Origin of the sequence: Kosakonia sp. LAM2021, assembly GCF_016620385.1 — a bacterium.
Lineage (GTDB): Bacteria > Pseudomonadota > Gammaproteobacteria > Enterobacterales > Enterobacteriaceae > Kosakonia > Kosakonia sacchari.
The window spans coordinates 64,268-81,566 of record NZ_JAENHT010000013.1; the positions used below are offsets into that span (position 1 = coordinate 64,268).

The 17,299-nt window shown below is 52.8% G+C and carries 18 protein-coding genes; 11 read left to right on the forward strand and 7 right to left on the reverse strand.

From position 1 onward, the window contains the following. Positions 1 to 91: 91 nt before the first annotated feature. From JKP81_RS23670 to JKP81_RS21220, 3 genes are read left to right on the forward strand one after another with little or no spacing between them, the layout of a single operon-like run. Positions 92 to 433, forward strand: coding sequence for a hypothetical protein (locus JKP81_RS23670; RefSeq protein ID WP_234455752.1), 342 nt, complete (start codon positions 92 to 94; stop codon positions 431 to 433). A gap of 29 nt (positions 434 to 462) precedes the next feature. Then, positions 463 to 1,041 carry a hypothetical protein gene (locus JKP81_RS23675; RefSeq protein WP_234455753.1) on the forward strand — a complete coding sequence of 193 codons (579 nt, stop codon included), beginning with the start codon at positions 463 to 465 and terminating at the stop codon, positions 1,039 to 1,041. Beyond that, positions 1,038 to 1,313 (forward strand): hypothetical protein, encoded by a 276-nt coding sequence (locus tag JKP81_RS21220; protein WP_200553279.1) that lies wholly within the window; start codon positions 1,038 to 1,040, stop codon positions 1,311 to 1,313. Before JKP81_RS23675 ends, JKP81_RS21220 begins: the two co-directional genes overlap by 4 nt. A 66-nt stretch (positions 1,314 to 1,379) precedes the next feature. Here the strand turns inward: JKP81_RS21220 and JKP81_RS21225 are convergent, their stop codons facing one another. Next, a complete protein-coding gene (locus JKP81_RS21225; protein WP_200553280.1) occupies positions 1,380 to 2,417 on the reverse strand; it encodes a hypothetical protein in 1,038 nt (345 codons plus the stop codon). A gap of 150 nt (positions 2,418 to 2,567) precedes the next feature. Between JKP81_RS21225 and JKP81_RS21230 the strand changes: the two genes are divergently transcribed. After that, positions 2,568 to 2,813, forward strand: coding sequence for a zinc ribbon domain-containing protein (locus JKP81_RS21230; RefSeq protein ID WP_200553281.1), 246 nt, complete (start codon positions 2,568 to 2,570; stop codon positions 2,811 to 2,813). 10 nt (positions 2,814 to 2,823) lie between these two features. On the opposite strand, the gene JKP81_RS21235 is transcribed toward JKP81_RS21230, so the two are convergent. The 3 genes from JKP81_RS21235 to JKP81_RS21245 are packed head-to-tail and all read right to left on the reverse strand — an operon-like array spanning position 2,824 to position 8,772. Next, positions 2,824 to 5,535 (reverse strand): DEAD/DEAH box helicase, encoded by a 2,712-nt coding sequence (locus tag JKP81_RS21235; protein ID WP_200553282.1) that lies wholly within the window; start codon positions 5,533 to 5,535, stop codon positions 2,824 to 2,826. After that, positions 5,525 to 7,414 (reverse strand): hypothetical protein, encoded by a 1,890-nt coding sequence (locus JKP81_RS21240; RefSeq protein ID WP_200553283.1) that lies wholly within the window; start codon positions 7,412 to 7,414, stop codon positions 5,525 to 5,527. Before JKP81_RS21240 ends, JKP81_RS21235 begins: the two co-directional genes overlap by 11 nt. After that, positions 7,411 to 8,772, reverse strand: a complete 1,362-nt coding sequence (locus JKP81_RS21245) for a hypothetical protein (protein WP_200553284.1) — start codon at positions 8,770 to 8,772, stop codon at positions 7,411 to 7,413. Before JKP81_RS21245 ends, JKP81_RS21240 begins: the two co-directional genes overlap by 4 nt. Before the next feature lie 292 nt (positions 8,773 to 9,064). On the opposite strand from JKP81_RS21245, the gene JKP81_RS21250 reads away from it, so the two are divergent. Then, positions 9,065 to 10,075 (forward strand): alpha/beta hydrolase, encoded by a 1,011-nt coding sequence (locus JKP81_RS21250; protein ID WP_200553285.1) that lies wholly within the window; start codon positions 9,065 to 9,067, stop codon positions 10,073 to 10,075. Between the two features lie 16 nt (positions 10,076 to 10,091). Here the strand turns inward: JKP81_RS21250 and JKP81_RS21255 are convergent, their stop codons facing one another. Beyond that, entirely contained in the window at positions 10,092 to 10,490 is a 399-nt protein-coding gene (locus JKP81_RS21255) for a helix-turn-helix domain-containing protein (RefSeq protein WP_020456379.1), read from the reverse strand. A 167-nt stretch (positions 10,491 to 10,657) separates the two neighbouring features. Between JKP81_RS21255 and JKP81_RS21260 the strand changes: the two genes are divergently transcribed. The 5 genes from JKP81_RS21260 (at position 10,658) to JKP81_RS21280 (ending at position 13,896) form a co-directional block, all read left to right on the forward strand. Continuing rightward, positions 10,658 to 11,089, forward strand: a complete 432-nt coding sequence (locus tag JKP81_RS21260) for a DoxX family protein (RefSeq protein ID WP_017457751.1) — start codon at positions 10,658 to 10,660, stop codon at positions 11,087 to 11,089. Between the two features lie 53 nt (positions 11,090 to 11,142). Beyond that, a complete protein-coding gene (locus JKP81_RS21265; RefSeq protein WP_200553286.1) occupies positions 11,143 to 11,691 on the forward strand; it encodes a flavodoxin family protein in 549 nt (182 codons plus the stop codon). 401 nt (positions 11,692 to 12,092) lie between these two features. After that, complete coding sequence (locus JKP81_RS21270; RefSeq protein WP_370568907.1) at positions 12,093 to 12,461, forward strand: type VI secretion protein; 369 nt, start codon at positions 12,093 to 12,095, stop codon at positions 12,459 to 12,461. 2 nt (positions 12,462 to 12,463) lie between these two features. Continuing rightward, complete coding sequence (locus JKP81_RS21275) at positions 12,464 to 12,895, forward strand: putative T6SS immunity periplasmic lipoprotein (protein WP_200553287.1); 432 nt, start codon at positions 12,464 to 12,466, stop codon at positions 12,893 to 12,895. Between the two features lie 179 nt (positions 12,896 to 13,074). Next, on the forward strand, positions 13,075 to 13,896 hold the full coding sequence (locus tag JKP81_RS21280) for an HNH endonuclease (protein ID WP_200553288.1): 822 nt from the start codon (positions 13,075 to 13,077) through the stop codon (positions 13,894 to 13,896). Positions 13,897 to 13,939: 43 nt separating this feature from the next. On the opposite strand, the gene JKP81_RS21285 is transcribed toward JKP81_RS21280, so the two are convergent. After that, positions 13,940 to 14,836 carry a LysR substrate-binding domain-containing protein gene (locus JKP81_RS21285; protein ID WP_200553289.1) on the reverse strand — a complete coding sequence of 299 codons (897 nt, stop codon included), beginning with the start codon at positions 14,834 to 14,836 and terminating at the stop codon, positions 13,940 to 13,942. A 130-nt stretch (positions 14,837 to 14,966) separates the two neighbouring features. Here JKP81_RS21285 and JKP81_RS21290 point away from each other — a divergent pair, with 130 nt between their 5' ends. Next, positions 14,967 to 16,319, forward strand: coding sequence for an MFS transporter (locus JKP81_RS21290; protein WP_200553290.1), 1,353 nt, complete (start codon positions 14,967 to 14,969; stop codon positions 16,317 to 16,319). 5 nt (positions 16,320 to 16,324) lie between these two features. Here the strand turns inward: JKP81_RS21290 and JKP81_RS21295 are convergent, their stop codons facing one another. Next, entirely contained in the window at positions 16,325 to 16,945 is a 621-nt protein-coding gene (locus tag JKP81_RS21295; protein WP_200553291.1) for a DapH/DapD/GlmU-related protein, read from the reverse strand. Between the last annotated feature and the right edge of the window lie 354 nt (positions 16,946 to 17,299).

A 17,299-nucleotide genomic window follows, 5' to 3' on the forward strand; every position in this document is an offset into this window, starting at 1 on the left:
TCCACCTCCTTTTGAGAATTATCTGAGCCCATCGAATAGACCTCGTATTTTTTGCGGGTATATGATGACCGCAAAAAATATGTAGTAAAAAATGGATGTTGTTCGATTAGATTTACAGGCAAAGCTTAAGATTGTCCTTACCAAAGCAGCGTCATTATTACCCGCAGACGTAGGGCAGCAGCTATTAGCATTAATTACACCGCAGGCGCTGGCGACCATGGCCGGAATTGTTGTTTTATGGGCCGGGGCGCACTTCTTTGGCATTGGCGAAATTGCGGATGTCATATTGCTGGTGGTGGGTTGGGCGGCCATTGGTGGCGTAGCGGTTGAGGCAGGGAAAAACTCTATGACTTTGCCGTCAAAACCAATAACGCTCAGACAGGATCCGATCTGGATCAGGCAGCCAGCGATCTCGCCGAAGCAATTACGTTAATTGGCGTTAATACGGTCTTTGCGCTTCTTTTGCGTAAAAAACCGGATGATATTTTTAATACTCATCTCAATGGCGCAAGGCTTCCGAGGTATACCAAAAAATTGGCAGCCCGCTTAAATATGCCAAGAAATAGTGAATCCAGATGGCGTTACAGACCTAAAATCAAGTTTACAAAGAGTATGGGGATAGGGAATGGAGAAACTTCCATCTATGGCGATATCACTATTGGGCGAAACTTTGATCGCACAAAAATGACAGCAGAAGAGGCTTCTCATGCCGTTCTGGAAACCATTTACCATGAAAGAGTGCATCAATTTATCGCTGCCAAATTTTATTTATTTAGGGAATTACGGGCGTATATCCATCATAGTGGCTACTACAAGTCTTATATTCTTCGTTATCTTGAAGAGGCTCTCGCAGAAACTATTGCCCAGTTAAGAGCCAACGGTGTTTCCGCACAATATATTTTGCAAGGTTTCCGGTTTCCTCTCGGTAATGGCTACCAAATAACCTATACCGCACTGCGCCACGAAACCGCAGGTATTTTACTTGGTCCGGTCACTGTAGGTGGGTCGATGTATAACGTTTACTACGGTATTCAACAATGATTGATGAGAAACAAGCAATAGAAGCCGCCAAAGCCTACGCACTTAAAAAATTCAAAAATTGCTGGGACTATGACTTTCATATAGCAGAACTTGTGGAAATAGAGGGGGCGCAATATTGGCAAATTAGCACCAACCTTGCTCCTCCTCCGGATGCTCCATTCCATGAATTATTTCTCCCGACGCCGATCCAGTACTATGTCGATCCTGAAACTGGCAAGTGCGTGGGTTTTAAAAATCATCGCAGTAAGTGTATTCAAAACCCGGGGGGCTAATGCCCCCAGTAAGCATTTACTCACACGCCAGCCCTTGTGAATCCTAAAACGGTTGGCGTTCTCACCTTACTCTTCCCGCGAAAGAATCTTTTCCAGATACTCATCTAACTGGTTGCGCTGCAAATACTCTGTCACATCGCGTTCCCAGCCTTTGCCATCGCCCAGCACCGCGCGGCTGTGCGTCGGGGCGTAAAGATAACGGGTGTCATACAGGTTCAGCAGCGACTGGTTCATTGCATCAATGTTGGCACCCGTTTTTTTGCACTTCGCCTGCTGGAGAGCCAGCGAATGCAGCACCCGCTCTCGCGTCTCTTCATTTGGCGTATAACTCTGTTCGCTGAGCTCACTGAGCACCAGAAACTGCGGCTGAATGCCTTCTGCCAGCGCCGCCTGCAAACGATCGTGCCCGTCGAGGATCACGAACGATGCCAGCCCGGCGATAAACCACACCAGAATCGGCGGCAATTCACCTTCGCGGCATTTCTTGCGCCACCACTTCACACGCCCGCTGTTTGGCTCCACCGGATAACGCGCCAGCAGCAGATGACCGTTCCACCACCAGTCGACAAACGTCACCTTTTCCGGGTTTTGCAGATCGGGAAAATCCTCACTCCACAACGACCAGTTGACGCTGATTTGCGCGCTGCTGGCAGGCGTATGAAACCGCCACTGCGCAAACGGTAGCGGTTTATTCAGCACATACGGCGCAGTAGGTTTGACTTGCTCCATTGGGCGCAGCAACCAGCGGCGCGGCGCCAGCAGCGGCGTGGGTGCCTCCATCAACTGGCGGGCAAAATAACGACACCAGTGGCTTGTCCAGTTCGCTTCGCCTGCGCGTTTAGCGCTTTCTACATCGGCAGAAGAGATGGCAGGCAACAGCAGTTGCTGAGCCGGATGATCGGCATTAAACACCAGCCAGACCCCGGAGTGATCGTTGAGCATGGTGGCCCAGAATAGCGTCTGGCCGTTAACCTGTAACGCCATGCGCCCGTTGTGCCCGCTGAGCATTTCCATCGCCTGACCGTCGCCTTTACGCACCATCAGTTCCAGCCCCTGCCAGCTCTCATTGCGATCGCGAAGATCCTTCCACCAGTAATCTGTCATGCCATCCTCCCTGCGAAGTGAACGAAAAGTGTAAAACAACATCTCGCCCACAGTAACCATGTAAAAAATACGTCTTTATGAGCAAATGAACAGTTTCCCGCTCCTCGCTTCTGTATATTTATCGCTCAACTCACTGACAAGGAGCACACCATGTCTCACGCCGAACCTCACTGCCACTCCTGCGGAATGCCGCTATCCGCACCGGAATCCCGTGGCCCCAGCGATAAATATTGTGTCTGGTGTACCGACAGCGAAGGCCAGTTGAAATCCTGGGAAGAGGCCGTTTCCGGCCTTGCGCAGTACCTGGATTCCTGGCAGCACGTCGGCAACGAAGAAGCACGTAAACGCGCCGTTCGCTACCTGACCTCGATGCCCGCCTGGGCTGACAGAGCCTGATAACTCTCCCTTACTTTGCCGGGTCTGTTGCCCCGGCAAATTCCGCCGGATAAGGATCGACCGGTTTAAGGTCGGCCTGCGGTTTGCGCAGCGCCGCCTCCCAACCGCCGGTTTCGTCATTGAGATTGATCTCCCGGCTGAACTGATCAAAGTCGCAGGCATCGAGCTTCGCTTCAAAATTCCGTTTGTGCTGGATGAATGCGGCGAGCTGATCCTGATCCAGCGACTGCGCGAGGTAAGGATAGTGAATGCGCAGTTCCGTGGTTCCATGCGCTTTTAACAGATGGTTGACGCGGCCAAACAGCCGATCGACGCGCCCTACGCGCTGCTCGTTGTCGCCGGGTGTCCAGGCAATCCCGTAGTGATGCACCTGGTTACACTGCAAATGCAGGTTCACCCCTTCCTGGAACACAGACGTTGCCACCAGCACGTTGGGATAAAAAGGGCTGTTGAACCCGAGGATCAAGCGTTGCCGGTTATCGGTTTGGCCGCTGGCGTACCACGCCGGGCTTGAGAGGTTGGTCAGTTCCCGCCACGGTGTTTTCCAGTCAGCCAGCGGGTGATCGGTGATTTTTTCACACATCGCTTCAAAGGTTTCAATGCCATTGATGAAATAGCGCAGCAGTAACGATCCCGGCAATTTATCGGCAATGCTGGCGGTAAAATCGCGGTAGCGCTTTTGCACATCCGAGGTGGTGCTCTGGCGGCTAAAGCGGATAAACCAGCAATAGAGTTCAATCATCACCGGGCTGGCGAAGAGGTATCCCGTTTTCAGGTAGTTGGCGAGGTTTTCCACGATCGCCGGGTTGCTTGCCTGCCAGTCACGAAGTTGCTGCTGGCAATGCGCGGGCAGCAGCGGAAACATCATTCCCCAGGCTGTTTGCAGCGGCTGCTCATAACGGTTTTCTTGCACCTTTTCGCTACGCGCAAAACCCGGCGCAGAAGGCCACGTTTGCAGGCGAACGTCGCGCGCCGCATCGCCAAAGTTATCGCGCTGGCGATCGGTTAGCCGGTAATAGGTGGCATATTGCGCACAGCAATAATCCGCTGCCGGTTCCAGAAACAGGGAGAACAGGCTTTCGGCCCGACGAAAACGCTGGCTGACGTTGGTGCAATCGGTTCGCTTCTCACCGCTTCTTTTCACCACAAACAGATCGGCGACTTTCGATGAGAGCTTCAGCTCATTTTGCTTGCGCTCGTTGCTCTCCTCGTCGTCGCTACTCCCGGCGTCGTCATCCAGGAACTCTGACGCCTCCTGCAACACCTGCGCCGCCTGCGTTAACCGGTTGAAATATTTACGTGACCAGCCACTTTTGCGCCATGCTTTTAGCGTCTCATCCGGCGATTCAGCGCCCCACGCAGAAATAATCTCCTGCGCCATCAGCTCGTCATATTCGGCGTTGATGCGCTGGGTAATTTCACGCACCGAGGGGATGCGGCGCACAAACACCAGATGTTTATCGCGATACAGCGAGCGTGGCGCAGTAAACAACTGTTCAGGCACGCACTGCTTAACCAGCGCGCCATATTTCGGGTGATCCGGAAAACGGTGGTAGATATCCTGAAACGCTTGCGTCAGCTCCGCCAGCAAGCGGGTGTCCGGCGCCTGATGAAAGGCGTCTCTCGCCATATCGTCCGAATTCTCTTCACCGCTTTCGCTGTCCTCTTTTGCCACAATGCCGGTCGATTCAAACCCTTCGAGATAGCCATACTGGAACTGGCGGCGCTCACCTTTTGCACCCAGCGTCTTTACCAGCTCGCGCTGGTAAAGGGCGAAAAAGAGCTCCGCATCCGGGTTGTCGGTAAAATCCGCCGCCATCGCCTGCTCATGGCGGTAGTTATATTTGTTGTTGGTCACGCCCTTTCCCTGCATTTGTCGCAGGCGGCGAATGGCAAAGGTTTTTAACAGCGTTTTCGCATCGCCGTCGGGGCTAATCGTGTCTGGATCGACGAAGTAACGCAAAATATCGGCGACATTGCGTGATGAAGAGTGATTCGGCGTCGCGGTGAGTAACAACGTTCTTTGCCCTAAGCGGTTATCGCCCTCGCCAAAAAAGCGCTTCGCCGCCGCCGCGCGCTGGGATTTGCCATCGCGGTTACGGAAGTAGTGCGCCTCATCAATGATGATGAGATCAAACCCCTGCTCGCCCAGCGTCGATTTAATTTGCGCATGGATTTTCGCGGCTTCATGCGCCGCGCATGCTTGCATATTGTCGCTATTTTTCTCTTCCGCCGGCACCAGCCCACTGAGCGAGTGAATGGTGGTCAGGTAAAAATTTCCCCGCGATTCGCGGATATCCTGCTCCAGTTCGCTCAGCCGGGTGAAAATGCGCGCCTCGTGCACCGGTTCCCTTTGGGCATTGCAAATCTGCGAATTTTTAGCGCGATAGTGATGCAACAAGAAGGTTTTGTATTCCCGTTTCCAGTGCAGGCAAATGTCTTTATTGGGCGCGAGGATAAGGATTTTGGCATCAGGCTTTTTATGCCAGAGCTGGAGCATCACACCAATCGCCTGGTAGGTTTTGCCCATCCCCACTTCATCGGCTAGCAGCGCCAGCTTGCGTTTCGCCAGAATGTTCCACAGCCCGGCGACACCTTCGGCCTGACGTGCGGCCATAGACGCTTCCTGCGCATCGTATTGCCAGTTGTCTTGCGACGCGTCAAAACTCATCTTTTCTGCCACCACCTGCGGGGTAATGGCTTTCCAGTTATCAGGCTTCATATCCACACCTTTGCTTTATCGCGTCGAGGTACTGCTGGCGCTGTTTTCCCTTTACCGGTAATGGCGGAATGTCGATGACAAGTTTCGGCCACGCGTGAGCGGCAAGGCTCTTTTTGCGGTAGCGTTTTTTCGCCAGCTGGCAAAGGCTTTGCACCTCGTTGGCCATAAACCAGCCAAACAGCGTTCCCGGTTGCGCGGCAAGGTGCTCGCGCACTTTTTCCACCAGCTCAAGCAAACAGCCAGGACAGGTAAACAGCCAGTAGTGCAGCGAGGCATCATCGTTCAGGGTTTCGAGTTGTTCGCGGCGTTTTTCCAGCGCATAGAAAAGACGGAAATAGCTGGTGGCGCTGGTCTGTGCCAGCGGCTTTTCCTCCGACGGCGCATCTTCTGCCGAATCGCCATCGCGCAGCGTTTCACGCAGGTGTACCGCGTCGTTGTCCTGCGGATCGATATCACTGATATAGCTGTTCAGAAGATCGTGCAGCGTGTCAAAACCGTTCACCCGGCGAAACGCCTGCCCCACTTCGTGAATAACCCCTTGCCAGTCCGCCTCGCCGGGGCGGATGACGGTGTAAAAGTGCTGGGTTAACACCTCATCCGGCTGTTCGACGACGAGATCGCGCAGCGCAATCAGCGACTTACCGCGCCAGCCCAGCGGAATCACCTGCGCGATACCCGGCAAGCGAAGCGCATACTGCGCAGTGGGTTTGCCGTCGAACCATTCGCCCGATACGGTGTATTTTCCCGAACGCCAGTCAAACTGCACCTGTAAATCAAAGGGTAACTGTTCAAAATCCGGTAACCCTTCTTCCTCAAACAACTCGGCGCTGGCGTAAGCGAATGCCTTTTCATCCAGCACAGCGCCGACGATTTTTGTTTTCGGCGGAACGCGATGCACAATGCCCGCTTCGATGTTCCGGTGCGCCTCGTCTGTGCTGATGCTGCTACAGCCCGGTGCGGTGAAATTCCACGAGCCGATCGCCAGTGTTACGGCGCTTTTCCCCGTTGCCAGCCAGACTTTGGCATGGGTGAGTTCTGAGCGCTCGTCACGCGCAATCGGGTTTTTACACAGGCGTAACTGACCGGATTGGCGCAAGGCTTCCACCTCTTGCCCGCCTGGCGTGCGCAAAAACCGCCCGTGCGCCAGGTCAGGCACCAGATCGACGCGCAGCGCCGGGTTACCAAAAGCATGGGATAAAGAGCCGATAAAACCCGCTAAATCTGCGGCCAGGTAAGGTGACCAGACGGAGAGCTTTTTGATGGTGTCGCCGTTCGCCAGCGCTTTCAGCAGCGTTTTACCGGAAAGAGAATGAATAAAATCCCAGTCAGGATCGTCATGGGAAAATTTCCGCCGCACCGGAAATGCGTCGTCGACAACAATGTTCGGGTCTACCTGCGTAAAAAAGGACTTAATCTGCTGATACTGCTTGTTGGTGCTGACGCGGCGAAAATCCACCGCTTCCTGGTTGCGCCCCCACCCGCTGAGCGTCAGGTTCGCGCTCCCCGCACCGAGGATCATGTTGCCCTGCACGTCTTCTAGGTAAATCACTTTGGGGTGAAAAAGGCTGTTTTGGGCATCCAGATGTGGGGCAATTTGCCGCACGGAAACCGGCAGAATGGTGATCGATGTGCGCTTGTGCTGCTCCTGGGTTATCAGACGTTTATCGCAGTAGATGCGGAAATCGATCTTTTTGCGGGTGAGATCGAATTGCAGGCGTTCAAATTCACTGCGGTTTTTTGGCGGCTCTTCCATGCCCAGCACCGCCGGCAGCAGGTGCGTTTCGATAAAACCAATATTGATATTAAAACTGGTCAGCCAGACCCGTTTTATCTCGCCAAGCGTGGCCAGTTGCGCTTTAAATTCGCTGATGAGTTTCACAGTTCCACTCCCCACAATCCTCGCAGCATATGGCGGAACTGCGGAATGTAATAATCGTTAACCCAGCCGTCATTCTGGCGATAGGCGTGCAGTGCGCGCACAGGAACCTGCAACGTTAGCGTTTCGCCAGTAAGCGTTATCCACGGTAACTGACCGCGGCTTTGCATCACGTACTCATGATATTTCAGTAATTCAATGGTTTGCGCGGCAACAGAAGGCGCTTGTGCGATCTTCAGTAAACGTTCAAGGCGGGTATGCGCCGTGCCGGAAAGCGCGGGAAGCAGTGTTTTATCGTTTAGCACCTGTTCAGCACGTTTCGGCAGCGTTTCATCGTCCAGCCCGCGATGCACCCAGAACTGGCGAATATCCTCTAACGTCTGTTTTTTACGCTGCCATATCCCGGCAAATAACAGATCAATCGCCGCCAGATAAGGTTCAACATGCACGATATGGCGCAGCAACTGACGGTCGGCTTCGTTATGGCTAAGACGCAGCGCCCGGTGATAAATATCTGCCGCAGGCAGCTTTTCCGGCGCCTGTTCAAGGGCGGTATACAGCGCGCCGGAAGCGCCTTCGCGTAAACAGGTCATCGCCAGCCAGAAATCTTTGGCGTAACGGCCAACATATTCCGACGAGCGAAACGCCTGCACATACGCGCGGGTAATTTTGTTATCAATATCGGCAAAGCGCAGCGTGAGCCCTTGCTGAAGCCGCACGCCAAGCTGCGTTTTCAAACAGGCGCATAACAGGCGAAAAAGCGTTTTTAGCTGCGGTGTTTGTAGAATAAATTGCCCGGCCTGTTGCCATGCAGATATGCCTTCTGCCAACTGATAATGATATTTTTGATCGAAGAAATGCATATTCGTCATCGGCGTTTTATAACGCCCGTTGGTGCCGAGAAATAATTGCTGGGTCAGCAATTGGCTGTCCGATCCGTGGCCGAAAATAAGCCGCGGGTTATTATCGGATTTCGCGAATTTGTCGCGGGCTTTAACGATGCCCAGCACGCCGGTGGTGACGACACCCTTTTTGCTCTGGCTATCGCACATCGACAAGGTGTAAATATTCTCTAAGAAAATCAAACAGGCGTGCGTCAGTTTTACATCGTTTTTGCCGCCATAGATTTTTTGTAATGCGTCGCCGAGCTGCGTTTTATCATCACTGAGAACGCTGCGAATAACATAATGGTGAAGCAGATTGAGTGTGTAGTGACGAACATCATTGGCTACCGAACTAATACGGTTGCGAAAAATCTGCTGCCCGAAAGAGGACCAGACAATCAATTGACCAAGAGGATCAATATTCAATTCACCGCTGAGTGATTCGTCATATTCCGTAATAAAACGCTGAAGATTCATTAAAATTTTATTTAAGGAAAAACAGGCAATTATTATCCTCTTTTTACCTGCTCCATGACATCCTCATCTTTGGTACTTTACAGGCAAACGGGCGATCTCCCGCTTCTTACAACACTCTTTCTACAAATTTAATCTTTTAAAAATCAATCAGTAAAACGTTATCGTGCATTAAATTTATAAATTTAGCTTGCAATCAAATAGCGCACTATTTAAATTGCACGCCACAGCCGGACACAACGGCACTTAACACAACCAACTAAATAGCACGCGATACAATCGCAAGGGAGATAAGATGTCACGTTCATTACTGATTGCCATGAGTTTAGTTGCCTCCAGCGTTTCCACCGCCTGGGCCGCCGATGCGCCAACACCGACAGCGGGTGTGGCAAAATTTCTCTCCGCGCTGAACAGCAGCGGCGGTAAACCGATTGAACAACTTTCCCCGCAGGATGCCCGCCAGGTGCTGATTGGCGCCCAGCAGGGCGCGAAACTGCCACCAGCCGATGTCTCGGAAAAAACTATCACCGTTAACGGCCAACCGCTGAAACTGACCATCGTTAAACCACAAGGCGCAACCGGAACCTTGCCGGTGTTTATGTTCTTCCACGGCGGTGGCTGGGTGCTGGGCGACTACCCAACTCATGAACGTTTGGTCCGCGATCTGGTGAATGGATCCGGCGCAGCAGCAGTGTTTGTCAACTACACGCCATCGCCGGAAGCGCACTTCCCGGTAGCGATTAATCAGGCGTATGAAGCGACCCGCTGGGTTGCCGAGCACGGCAAAGAGATTGGCGTTGATGGTTCACGCCTGGCGCTGGCCGGTAACAGCGTGGGCGGCAATATGGTCGCTGCCGTTGCCTTGCAGGCCAAAGAACACCACACACCAGCGATTCGTTACCAGGTGATGTTCTGGCCGGTTACCGATGCGCGCTTTGAAACCGGCTCCTATAACCAGTTTTCCAACGGCTATTTCCTAAGCAAAAACATGATGAAATGGTTCTGGGACAACTACACCACTAAAGAGAGCGATCGCCGCAACATCCTCGCTTCCCCGCTGGAAGCCAGCAGCGCACAGTTGAAAGGCCTGCCGCCGACGCTGATTCAGACCGCCGAACTGGACGTGCTGCGCGATGAAGGTGAAGCGTTTGGTCGTAAGCTGGATGCCGCAGGTGTACCAGTAACGGTCACCCGCTATAACGGCATGATCCACGACTACGGTCTGCTGAACGCACTCAGCGAAGAGCCAACTGTGCGCACCGCGTTATCACAGGCCGCACACGAACTACGCACCCACCTGCAATAAGCCCCACGAACCCACCCTACGCGGTGGGTTCTTTTATTTTCGCCGGGTTCGCCTCGTCATACGCCGCCTGCGCGGCCAGCACCGCATCCATATTGTGCTCCACCCAGTGCGCCAGCACGGAGACAGTTTCCGTCAGCGTGCGGCCCAGCGGCGTCAGGCTATATTCCACCGACACCGGCACGGTATAAAACACCTGGCGGGCGATAATGCCGTCGCGCTCAAGTTTGCGCAGCGTCTGGGTTAACACCTTTTGCGTAATCATGCGGATATCCCGCTTCAGGCCGTTAAAACGCATCGGGCCATTTTCCAGCCGCGCCAGCACCAGCAGCGCCCATTTATCCGCCAGGCGTGCCAGCATATCGCGCGTCGGGCAGCGGTTATCGTAGATATCGTAAGGAATGGACGGCTTAATCATAACGACAAACTCTCGTAGTAGGTTTCCTCGAGGAAACGTAGTGCCCTTAGGGTGCCTTCTTCCGCAACCGGAACGGGATGTGTATAACTCAAAGCCTAAGTTTCTATTTGATACTAAGGTGCCAGAAATGGCAAAAGTTCTCCTGCGCAATAGTGAGGAATAAAAGGATGATTACCCGGCTGAACAATGCGTTTCTCAGTCTCACCACGCACCCGGAATTTGGCAAGCTGCTGTTGCGTCTGACATTCGGTGTGTTGATGCTGTTCCACGGCGTGGCCAAAGTACAACATGGCATCGGCTGGATTTCCGGCATGCTGGTGGCACAGGGCTTGCCGGGCTTTATTGCTTACGGCGTATTCATTGGCGAAATCATTACGCCAGTGCTGATTATTATTGGTCTGTTTACTCGCCAGGCGGCGTTTATTTACGCCTTCAATATTCTGGTCGCCACATTACTGGTCGGCATGGGGAAATTCTTTACCCTGACCAATGTTGGCGCATGGGGTCTGGAAAGCGAGGCGCTCTATTTCCTGGGTGGTTTAAGTATTATGTTTTTGGGCGCGGGGAAATACACCCTGTTTGCCGGAAAAGAAAAATGATGGCGATCGTGCAAATTGGTTTGCACGACATCTCTCTTCGATAGGGGAAAATTATGTCTACTGTTGTGATCTATTATTCCGGCTACGGCCATACCAAAGCCGTGGCGGAAAAAGTGGCCGAAGGCGCCAACGCACAGCTTATCGTTATTGATAATAATGGCGATATTCAGGAGAGCGACTGGCAGTTGCTGAATGACGCAAAAGCGATCATTTTCGGCGCACCAACCTATATGGGCAGCGTGCCGTGGCAGTTTAAAAAATTCGCCGACGCCAGCTCAAAAGCATGGTTCACCCGCGCCTGGCAGGACAAAGTTTTCGCCGGTTTTAGCAACAGCGCCAGCCTGAACGGCGACAAACAAGTATCACTGCAGTACCTGCAAACGCTGGCCTCACAGCACGGCGGCATCTGGGTAAGCCTCGGTCTGCTGCCCGCGAATACGCTGGCCGCAACACGCCAGGACATCAACAACCTCGGCGGCTCCGTTGGTCTGCTGGTGCAGTCGCCGTCCGACGCGGGTGCAGACCAAATCGCCTCCGGCGATCTGGATACCGCAGTGAAATTCGGTCAACGCGTCGCGGATATCGCGCGCCGGTTTAACTGAGTTTTCCGGTAATTAATAAGAGAAAGCCAGGGAAACCTGGCTTTTTTTATTGCTTAGCAAAATATCCTGATTAAGAAAAGTCTCATTTCATAAAGGTAGCTATACAGCAAGCATCTACAGGCACTTCTCAATATCGGTTACTCTGCTTTTGGGTAATTTCTCCCATATTGAAGGGTGGAAAAAGACTTAATACGATGGGTTGCGGGATCTCGGTTCCTCTTACTTGAAGACAAGGATAGATTTAGTGGAAAAAGAAGGGAAACTACGCTTACTGACTCCTGGCGAAGTAAGAATGGCCAGAGCTGTATTCGGTGACTCAATCGAATATCACAAAGTCTGGGTACACCATGACAGCTATTTTCCATTCGGCCTTCAGCCCGAAAATGCGGAGATGGCACCGAATGGAGAGCTCTACTTCCGGGCATGGTACACAGATGATTTTTCAGTATCTGACCTTCCCCATCGGCACATCTTTATCCATGATAATGTGTCATGTATGGCAACGAGGCAGAGGCATGAACGTGCGGTTGAACGGATTAATAAGCAAACTGGTCAGTTATCACTATACGCTTAATGGCCGCCCTTTAAGACGGTATCCGATGGAACAACAGGCGCAAATTATTACCGACTGGCACATTCTACATACTTACGGTTATATCGCGTGGTGCACACTCAGAGAACGGGGCGATATCACACTTAATGGTGATATTTCAGAACACGTCATTCGCCTTCAATATCAAAAAACGCTGCAAAATTTCCCATGGTGCTGATCATGAAAAAAAGGATCTTTTTTATACTCCTGTTCCCTTGTGCGTTTATATTGACAGGCTGTCCTGGGCAAGGGGATAGGCTGCAACCAGATGAAATAACAACGGTACAAAAATCAGGAAATAATATTTGTTTTCTGGTTCCTGATGCGGGGGTGTATCAACCTACCATAGTGACGATTGGTCCGCGCGATAAGCCAGCAGAAAAAATGTGGCGTGGTGATAACCCATCCTTGAAAGTACAAAATGGCCAGCTATGTGTACCCCCAGCACTTTATACTTTTGCTGAGAACGGCCAGTATGTTGTCCGTTATGTCCTCAAATCCAGCCAGCAAAATAAACCTGTCAGAAGTGTCGTTGCCGCCATTGAAGTATCGGAAAACGGCGTTCGCAACCTTCCCCTCCAAAGCAATGAAGGCGTGAGACCTTATCAATAACCTGGTTACGGGGCTCGCCAAATGTTGGTGAGCTCTGAGCTGGGCGCCTTTATTCCATTCATCAACCTTACAAGCGTCTTCTCTTATCAATACTAATAATATTTATAGTGAAATCATTTCCACCATAAATAGCTTCGTGTAACGATAGCGTATAATGCCCGCGATTTATTGGAGAGAGTATGAGTACGCCAGCAGAGCAGCTACTGGAGGTTGCCTGGTATATGTCGAAGTATGGTCTGGACAACCCACCGCCGGTATTTGGTGTTGATCAATGGAACGAAGCATACGCCCTTTTCTATCCTCGGTTTGGTGCGGGAAAATCTTCAGAAGAGTTTTATAACAGTCTTAAAAACTGCCGGGACCGCTTTGATTCATGGATGCCAAACCCACGCAGAGGCTGGCGTAATAGTGATGGCACGCCGAAAAAGTTACCTGCCGCTTCACAACGCGTCATGGAGCGAATGAATGCACTAGCAGAGCACATCGCAGAACAACACGTTTTGTCGTTAATTACAGCGAATTCCTTTGAGCAAGCACAGCAGGATGTACAACATATCCGGAAGGATAAAAATCTCGACGAAACCACACGGGAGCGATTGGTTGCAGCCCGTCTGGGCCAGGGGGATTTCAGGAAGGAGTGTTTAACATTTTACCCTGCATGCCCGATTACCGGGATCGCTTTTCTGCCCATGTTGAGGGCCAGCCACATTAAACCCTGGTCAGCGTGTAGTACTGGAAAAGAACGCCTCGATCCTTATAACGGACTCATGCTGGCAGCACATATTGATGTGCTTTTCGACCAGGGTTGGATGTCATTCGAAGACGATGGTCGACTCTTATTTAGCAAGGAACTGAGCAATGAGGTAATTGAACAACTCCAGCTTCCTTCAAAAATTCCCCCATTCACGGAACAGTCAAAAATTTATCTCAAATGGCACCGCGAAAATGTGCTGAGAGTTGCTGGTAAAAAGAGAGCAAAAAAAGCTGAGGCACTATCATGAAGATGATGAAAGCAATTACCGGGATAGTCAGGCTGCCAGTAAATTACTTCTCCACTGCGTCAAACTCCCCCTGCACCCACTGTTTAAACCGCTGCACATCTTGCCGCTGCGCTTTCTCGCAGCTGGTCACGAAGTAATAATTCCCGCCGGGTAATTTGCCGGGCAACGCGATGCGCAGCAGCTTCTGTGCCAGCGCATTCTGGATCAGCAACTCGCTGGCGAGCAGCACGCCCTGCCCGGCGATCGCCGCCTGAATCGCGTGCGTCTCATCATCAAAACGAATGCCGGATTGCACCGGTAAATCTGCCGGGCCAAACGCCGCTTGCCAGTGCTGCCAGTCCGGTTCCGGCGTCGGTACATGGCGGTTTTCGATATGAAACAGCGTTAAGCCCACCAGATCTTGCGGGCATTTCAGCACCAGTTGTGGGCTGGCGACCAGCACAAAGCGATCGCGATACAACAGCGTATTATCCAGCGTCTCGTCGGGCTGCATACTGTAACGGATCGCGCAGTCTGCCATTGCACCACGCACATCCACCAGATCGGTGCTGCTGTGCAGACGCAACTCCAATTCAGGATGCTGTTGATGCAGCGAAGGAAGGCGCGGCACCAGCCAGTTGGTCAGGAAGTTGGAGGTGGTGCTTAGCGTCAACGCCCCCGGCAGACTGGCACTATCAATGGTATCAACCGCTTCACGCAGCGTGGCAAACATATTCCCTGATGCACGAAACAGGATCTCTCCGGCAGCCGTTAACGTGACGCCGCGCGCCGAACGGTTAAACAAGCGTTGGTTCAAAGAAGCTTCCAGCACACGGATCTGATGACTGATTGCCGTTGGCGTCACGCCAATCTCTTCCGCTGCCGCTTTAAAACTGGCATGGCGGGCAACGGCATCAAAAGCGCGAATAGCGGAAAGCGGTGGTAAACGGCGCGTGCGCATAGCTGAATTAAACTCATCTTTTGCTGAAAAATATGACTTTGCCTGACCTGCAAAGCAAGGCGTAGCCTGTTATGCATCGGGAATAACCATGAATGTTATTCACCCTTTTGCAGATTAACAGGAAAACCCCATGACGCAACTCAACGCACTGACTGCGCCCACTTCAACTCATTATTTTGCGCTAATAGCGCCAGGCATCGCCCAGGCGCTGATCGCGCTGGATTACGCCATTATCTACGTTGCGCTGCCGACGCTGGCACACGATTTACAACTCTCGCTTAGCGTGATGCAGTGGGTGGTGTCGCTATATGGCCTGACCTTCGCCGCGCTGCTGTTGCTCGGCGGAAATCTGTGCGATCGCGTTGGCGCACGGCGCATTTTCAGCGCTGGCATAACGCTGTTTTTAATGGCTTCTGCCCTCGGCGGGCTGGCACGAAGTGGCGAACTGTTGCTAATTGCCCGCGCCGGGCAAGGCATCGCCGCCGCGCTGCTGCAACCAGCGGTGCTGGCCCTGATCGGGCAACGCTTTCACGGTGAATCGCACCGCCGCGCGCTGGCAATCTGGAGCGCGATTGGCGCACTCGGGCTGGTAGCGGGCGTGGTGCTCGGCGGCGTGCTCACAACGCTAAGCTGGCGGGCCATCTTCTTTATCAACCTGCCGCCAGGCTTGTTGGCGCTGTGGCGGGTGAAGCGCGATTTTCAACATCTGATCCCGCAAAGTGAAGTGTCACGAACGGGCGTGGGCGCGCTGATTGGCTGCGCGGCTGCCGGTGCGCTGGTGTGGGCGTTAATGCGTTATGGCGAAACGGGCGCGGCGGATTTTCTCGCCAACCGGCTGGCGGCGGCGATGTTGTTGCTGTTTATTTTGCATGAACGCTTTGCCCCGCAACCGCTGTTATCACGCGCCTTGCGCAACCTGCCAGGCTTGCAAAGTGGCTGGCTGAGCAGCGCCTGTTATATGGCGAGCGTCGGCAGCCAGTTCTACGCCATGACACTGTTGTGGCAACAGACATTACAACTCGATGCCGTCACCACCGGGCTGCTGTTCACGCCGCTGGCGCTGCTGATTGTGGCGGGCAACACTCTCTATACCCGGCTAACGGCGCGTTATGCCAGCGCAAAAGTGCTGACGGCAGGGTTTGCCAGCGCTGCGCTTGGCCTGTGGCTGCTTGCCATGTCGCTGGAAGCCCCGCTCTCGCCTGCGTTTATGCTCGGCGTTGCGCTGAGCGGTATTGGCCACGGACTGATTTACCCGGCAATGTTTGCCGTGGGGTTAACGGCAGTGCCAGCGCACCAGCAGGGTCGCGCCAGCGCACTGATGATTACCAGCCAGTACATCGCCGGGGCGATGATGCTCGCAGTCATTTCCGTGCTGCTGGGTACAAAGCCGGATTTGACCGCGTGGTCAGTCGTGTTTCATCTGCTGTGTGGCGCAGCAGTGGCGGGAATGGTGATCGCACTCTGCGCACGAGAGCATCGATAGCGCGGTTACGGCTTATTCCACTTCTCGCAAAATGCTTCGATACGTTCATCCTGAAAATCAGCCAGCCGCTCGATGATAGTCTCCAGCGGCCAGTCCCACCAGGCAATCTGCTGCAACTGATGGCCGATGTGCGGCGCAAAGCGCAAGCGGATCGTTTTTGCCGGGACGCCGCCGACGATGGTGTAAGGCGCGACATTTTTACTCACTACCGCACCGGCGGCGATCACCGCACCGTCACCCACGGTCACGCCAGGTAATACAATGGCCGCGTGGCCGATCCAAACATCATTGCCAATGATGACGCTGTCGCCACGGCGACGCGCGAAAAAGTCGTGATCGCGCGTCGCGCCGGCAGAGTAATATTCCGGGCAGTAGGTGATGCGATGCTGCGACGGGCGTTCCATCGGATGATTGGGCGCGCCGATACGCACGTTGTTGGCAATCGCCACAAATTTACCGATCTGCGCATCGGCGACGGTGCAGTATTCCCCCAGGTAGGAGAAATCCCCCAGCGTGGCGTACTCCATCAGGCTGTTGGCCAGCACTTCACACTGCTGGCCAATTTTGCATTCGCGTATGCGCACGCTGGGGTCTATCCAGGTTTCGGCGAGTTTTACGAGCTTCATCGGTGGTTTCCCTCATGACAGATCGCGCTACTGTATGCCGGTTCTGTGTAGGGAAAATGACGGGAGGAGAAGCGGGTACATTTAACGGTGTTGCGATATGGCGGTGGTTAATTGCGGAGGGAGGGATTTTGGGTAAATCTGACGGCTGATAATACAATCCCGGTGAAAAACAGAGCTTGTAATTATACTAAACATTCAACTTGACAAGGTTATTTTAATAATACATTCCACTTGATAGATATTTTTTGGCTTTAATCTGATTTCCATTTTCGCAACCGTATGTGAAGTGTTTATTTATTACATAAAATAAACAACCTTCTTTCCCCTTAGTTTTTATCTCGATACCACTTACTC

What these genes read in the sequence shown, in the direction of transcription:
- JKP81_RS21245 (WP_200553284.1), bottom strand. Translation starts at nt 8,772, where the DNA reads ATGAATCTTCAGCGTTTTATTACGGAATATGACGAATCACTCAGCGGT.
- JKP81_RS21280 (WP_200553288.1), top strand. Translation starts at nt 13,075, where the DNA reads ATGAGTACGCCAGCAGAGCAGCTACTGGAGGTTGCCTGGTATATGTCG.
- JKP81_RS21295 (WP_200553291.1), bottom strand. Translation starts at nt 16,945, where the DNA reads ATGAAGCTCGTAAAACTCGCCGAAACCTGGATAGACCCCAGCGTGCGC.
- JKP81_RS21275 (WP_200553287.1), top strand. Translation starts at nt 12,464, where the DNA reads ATGAAAAAAAGGATCTTTTTTATACTCCTGTTCCCTTGTGCGTTTATA.
- JKP81_RS21230 (WP_200553281.1), top strand. Translation starts at nt 2,568, where the DNA reads ATGTCTCACGCCGAACCTCACTGCCACTCCTGCGGAATGCCGCTATCC.
- JKP81_RS23670 (WP_234455752.1), top strand. Translation starts at nt 92, where the DNA reads ATGGATGTTGTTCGATTAGATTTACAGGCAAAGCTTAAGATTGTCCTT.
- JKP81_RS21250 (WP_200553285.1), top strand. Translation starts at nt 9,065, where the DNA reads ATGTCACGTTCATTACTGATTGCCATGAGTTTAGTTGCCTCCAGCGTT.
- JKP81_RS21290 (WP_200553290.1), top strand. Translation starts at nt 14,967, where the DNA reads ATGACGCAACTCAACGCACTGACTGCGCCCACTTCAACTCATTATTTT.
- JKP81_RS21235 (WP_200553282.1), bottom strand. Translation starts at nt 5,535, where the DNA reads ATGAAGCCTGATAACTGGAAAGCCATTACCCCGCAGGTGGTGGCAGAA.
- JKP81_RS21285 (WP_200553289.1), bottom strand. Translation starts at nt 14,836, where the DNA reads ATGCGCACGCGCCGTTTACCACCGCTTTCCGCTATTCGCGCTTTTGAT.
- JKP81_RS21225 (WP_200553280.1), bottom strand. Translation starts at nt 2,417, where the DNA reads ATGACAGATTACTGGTGGAAGGATCTTCGCGATCGCAATGAGAGCTGG.
- JKP81_RS21270 (WP_370568907.1), top strand. Translation starts at nt 12,093, where the DNA reads ATGGAGAGCTCTACTTCCGGGCATGGTACACAGATGATTTTTCAGTAT.
- JKP81_RS21260 (WP_017457751.1), top strand. Translation starts at nt 10,658, where the DNA reads ATGATTACCCGGCTGAACAATGCGTTTCTCAGTCTCACCACGCACCCG.
- JKP81_RS21220 (WP_200553279.1), top strand. Translation starts at nt 1,038, where the DNA reads ATGATTGATGAGAAACAAGCAATAGAAGCCGCCAAAGCCTACGCACTT.
- JKP81_RS21255 (WP_020456379.1), bottom strand. Translation starts at nt 10,490, where the DNA reads ATGATTAAGCCGTCCATTCCTTACGATATCTACGATAACCGCTGCCCG.
- JKP81_RS21265 (WP_200553286.1), top strand. Translation starts at nt 11,143, where the DNA reads ATGTCTACTGTTGTGATCTATTATTCCGGCTACGGCCATACCAAAGCC.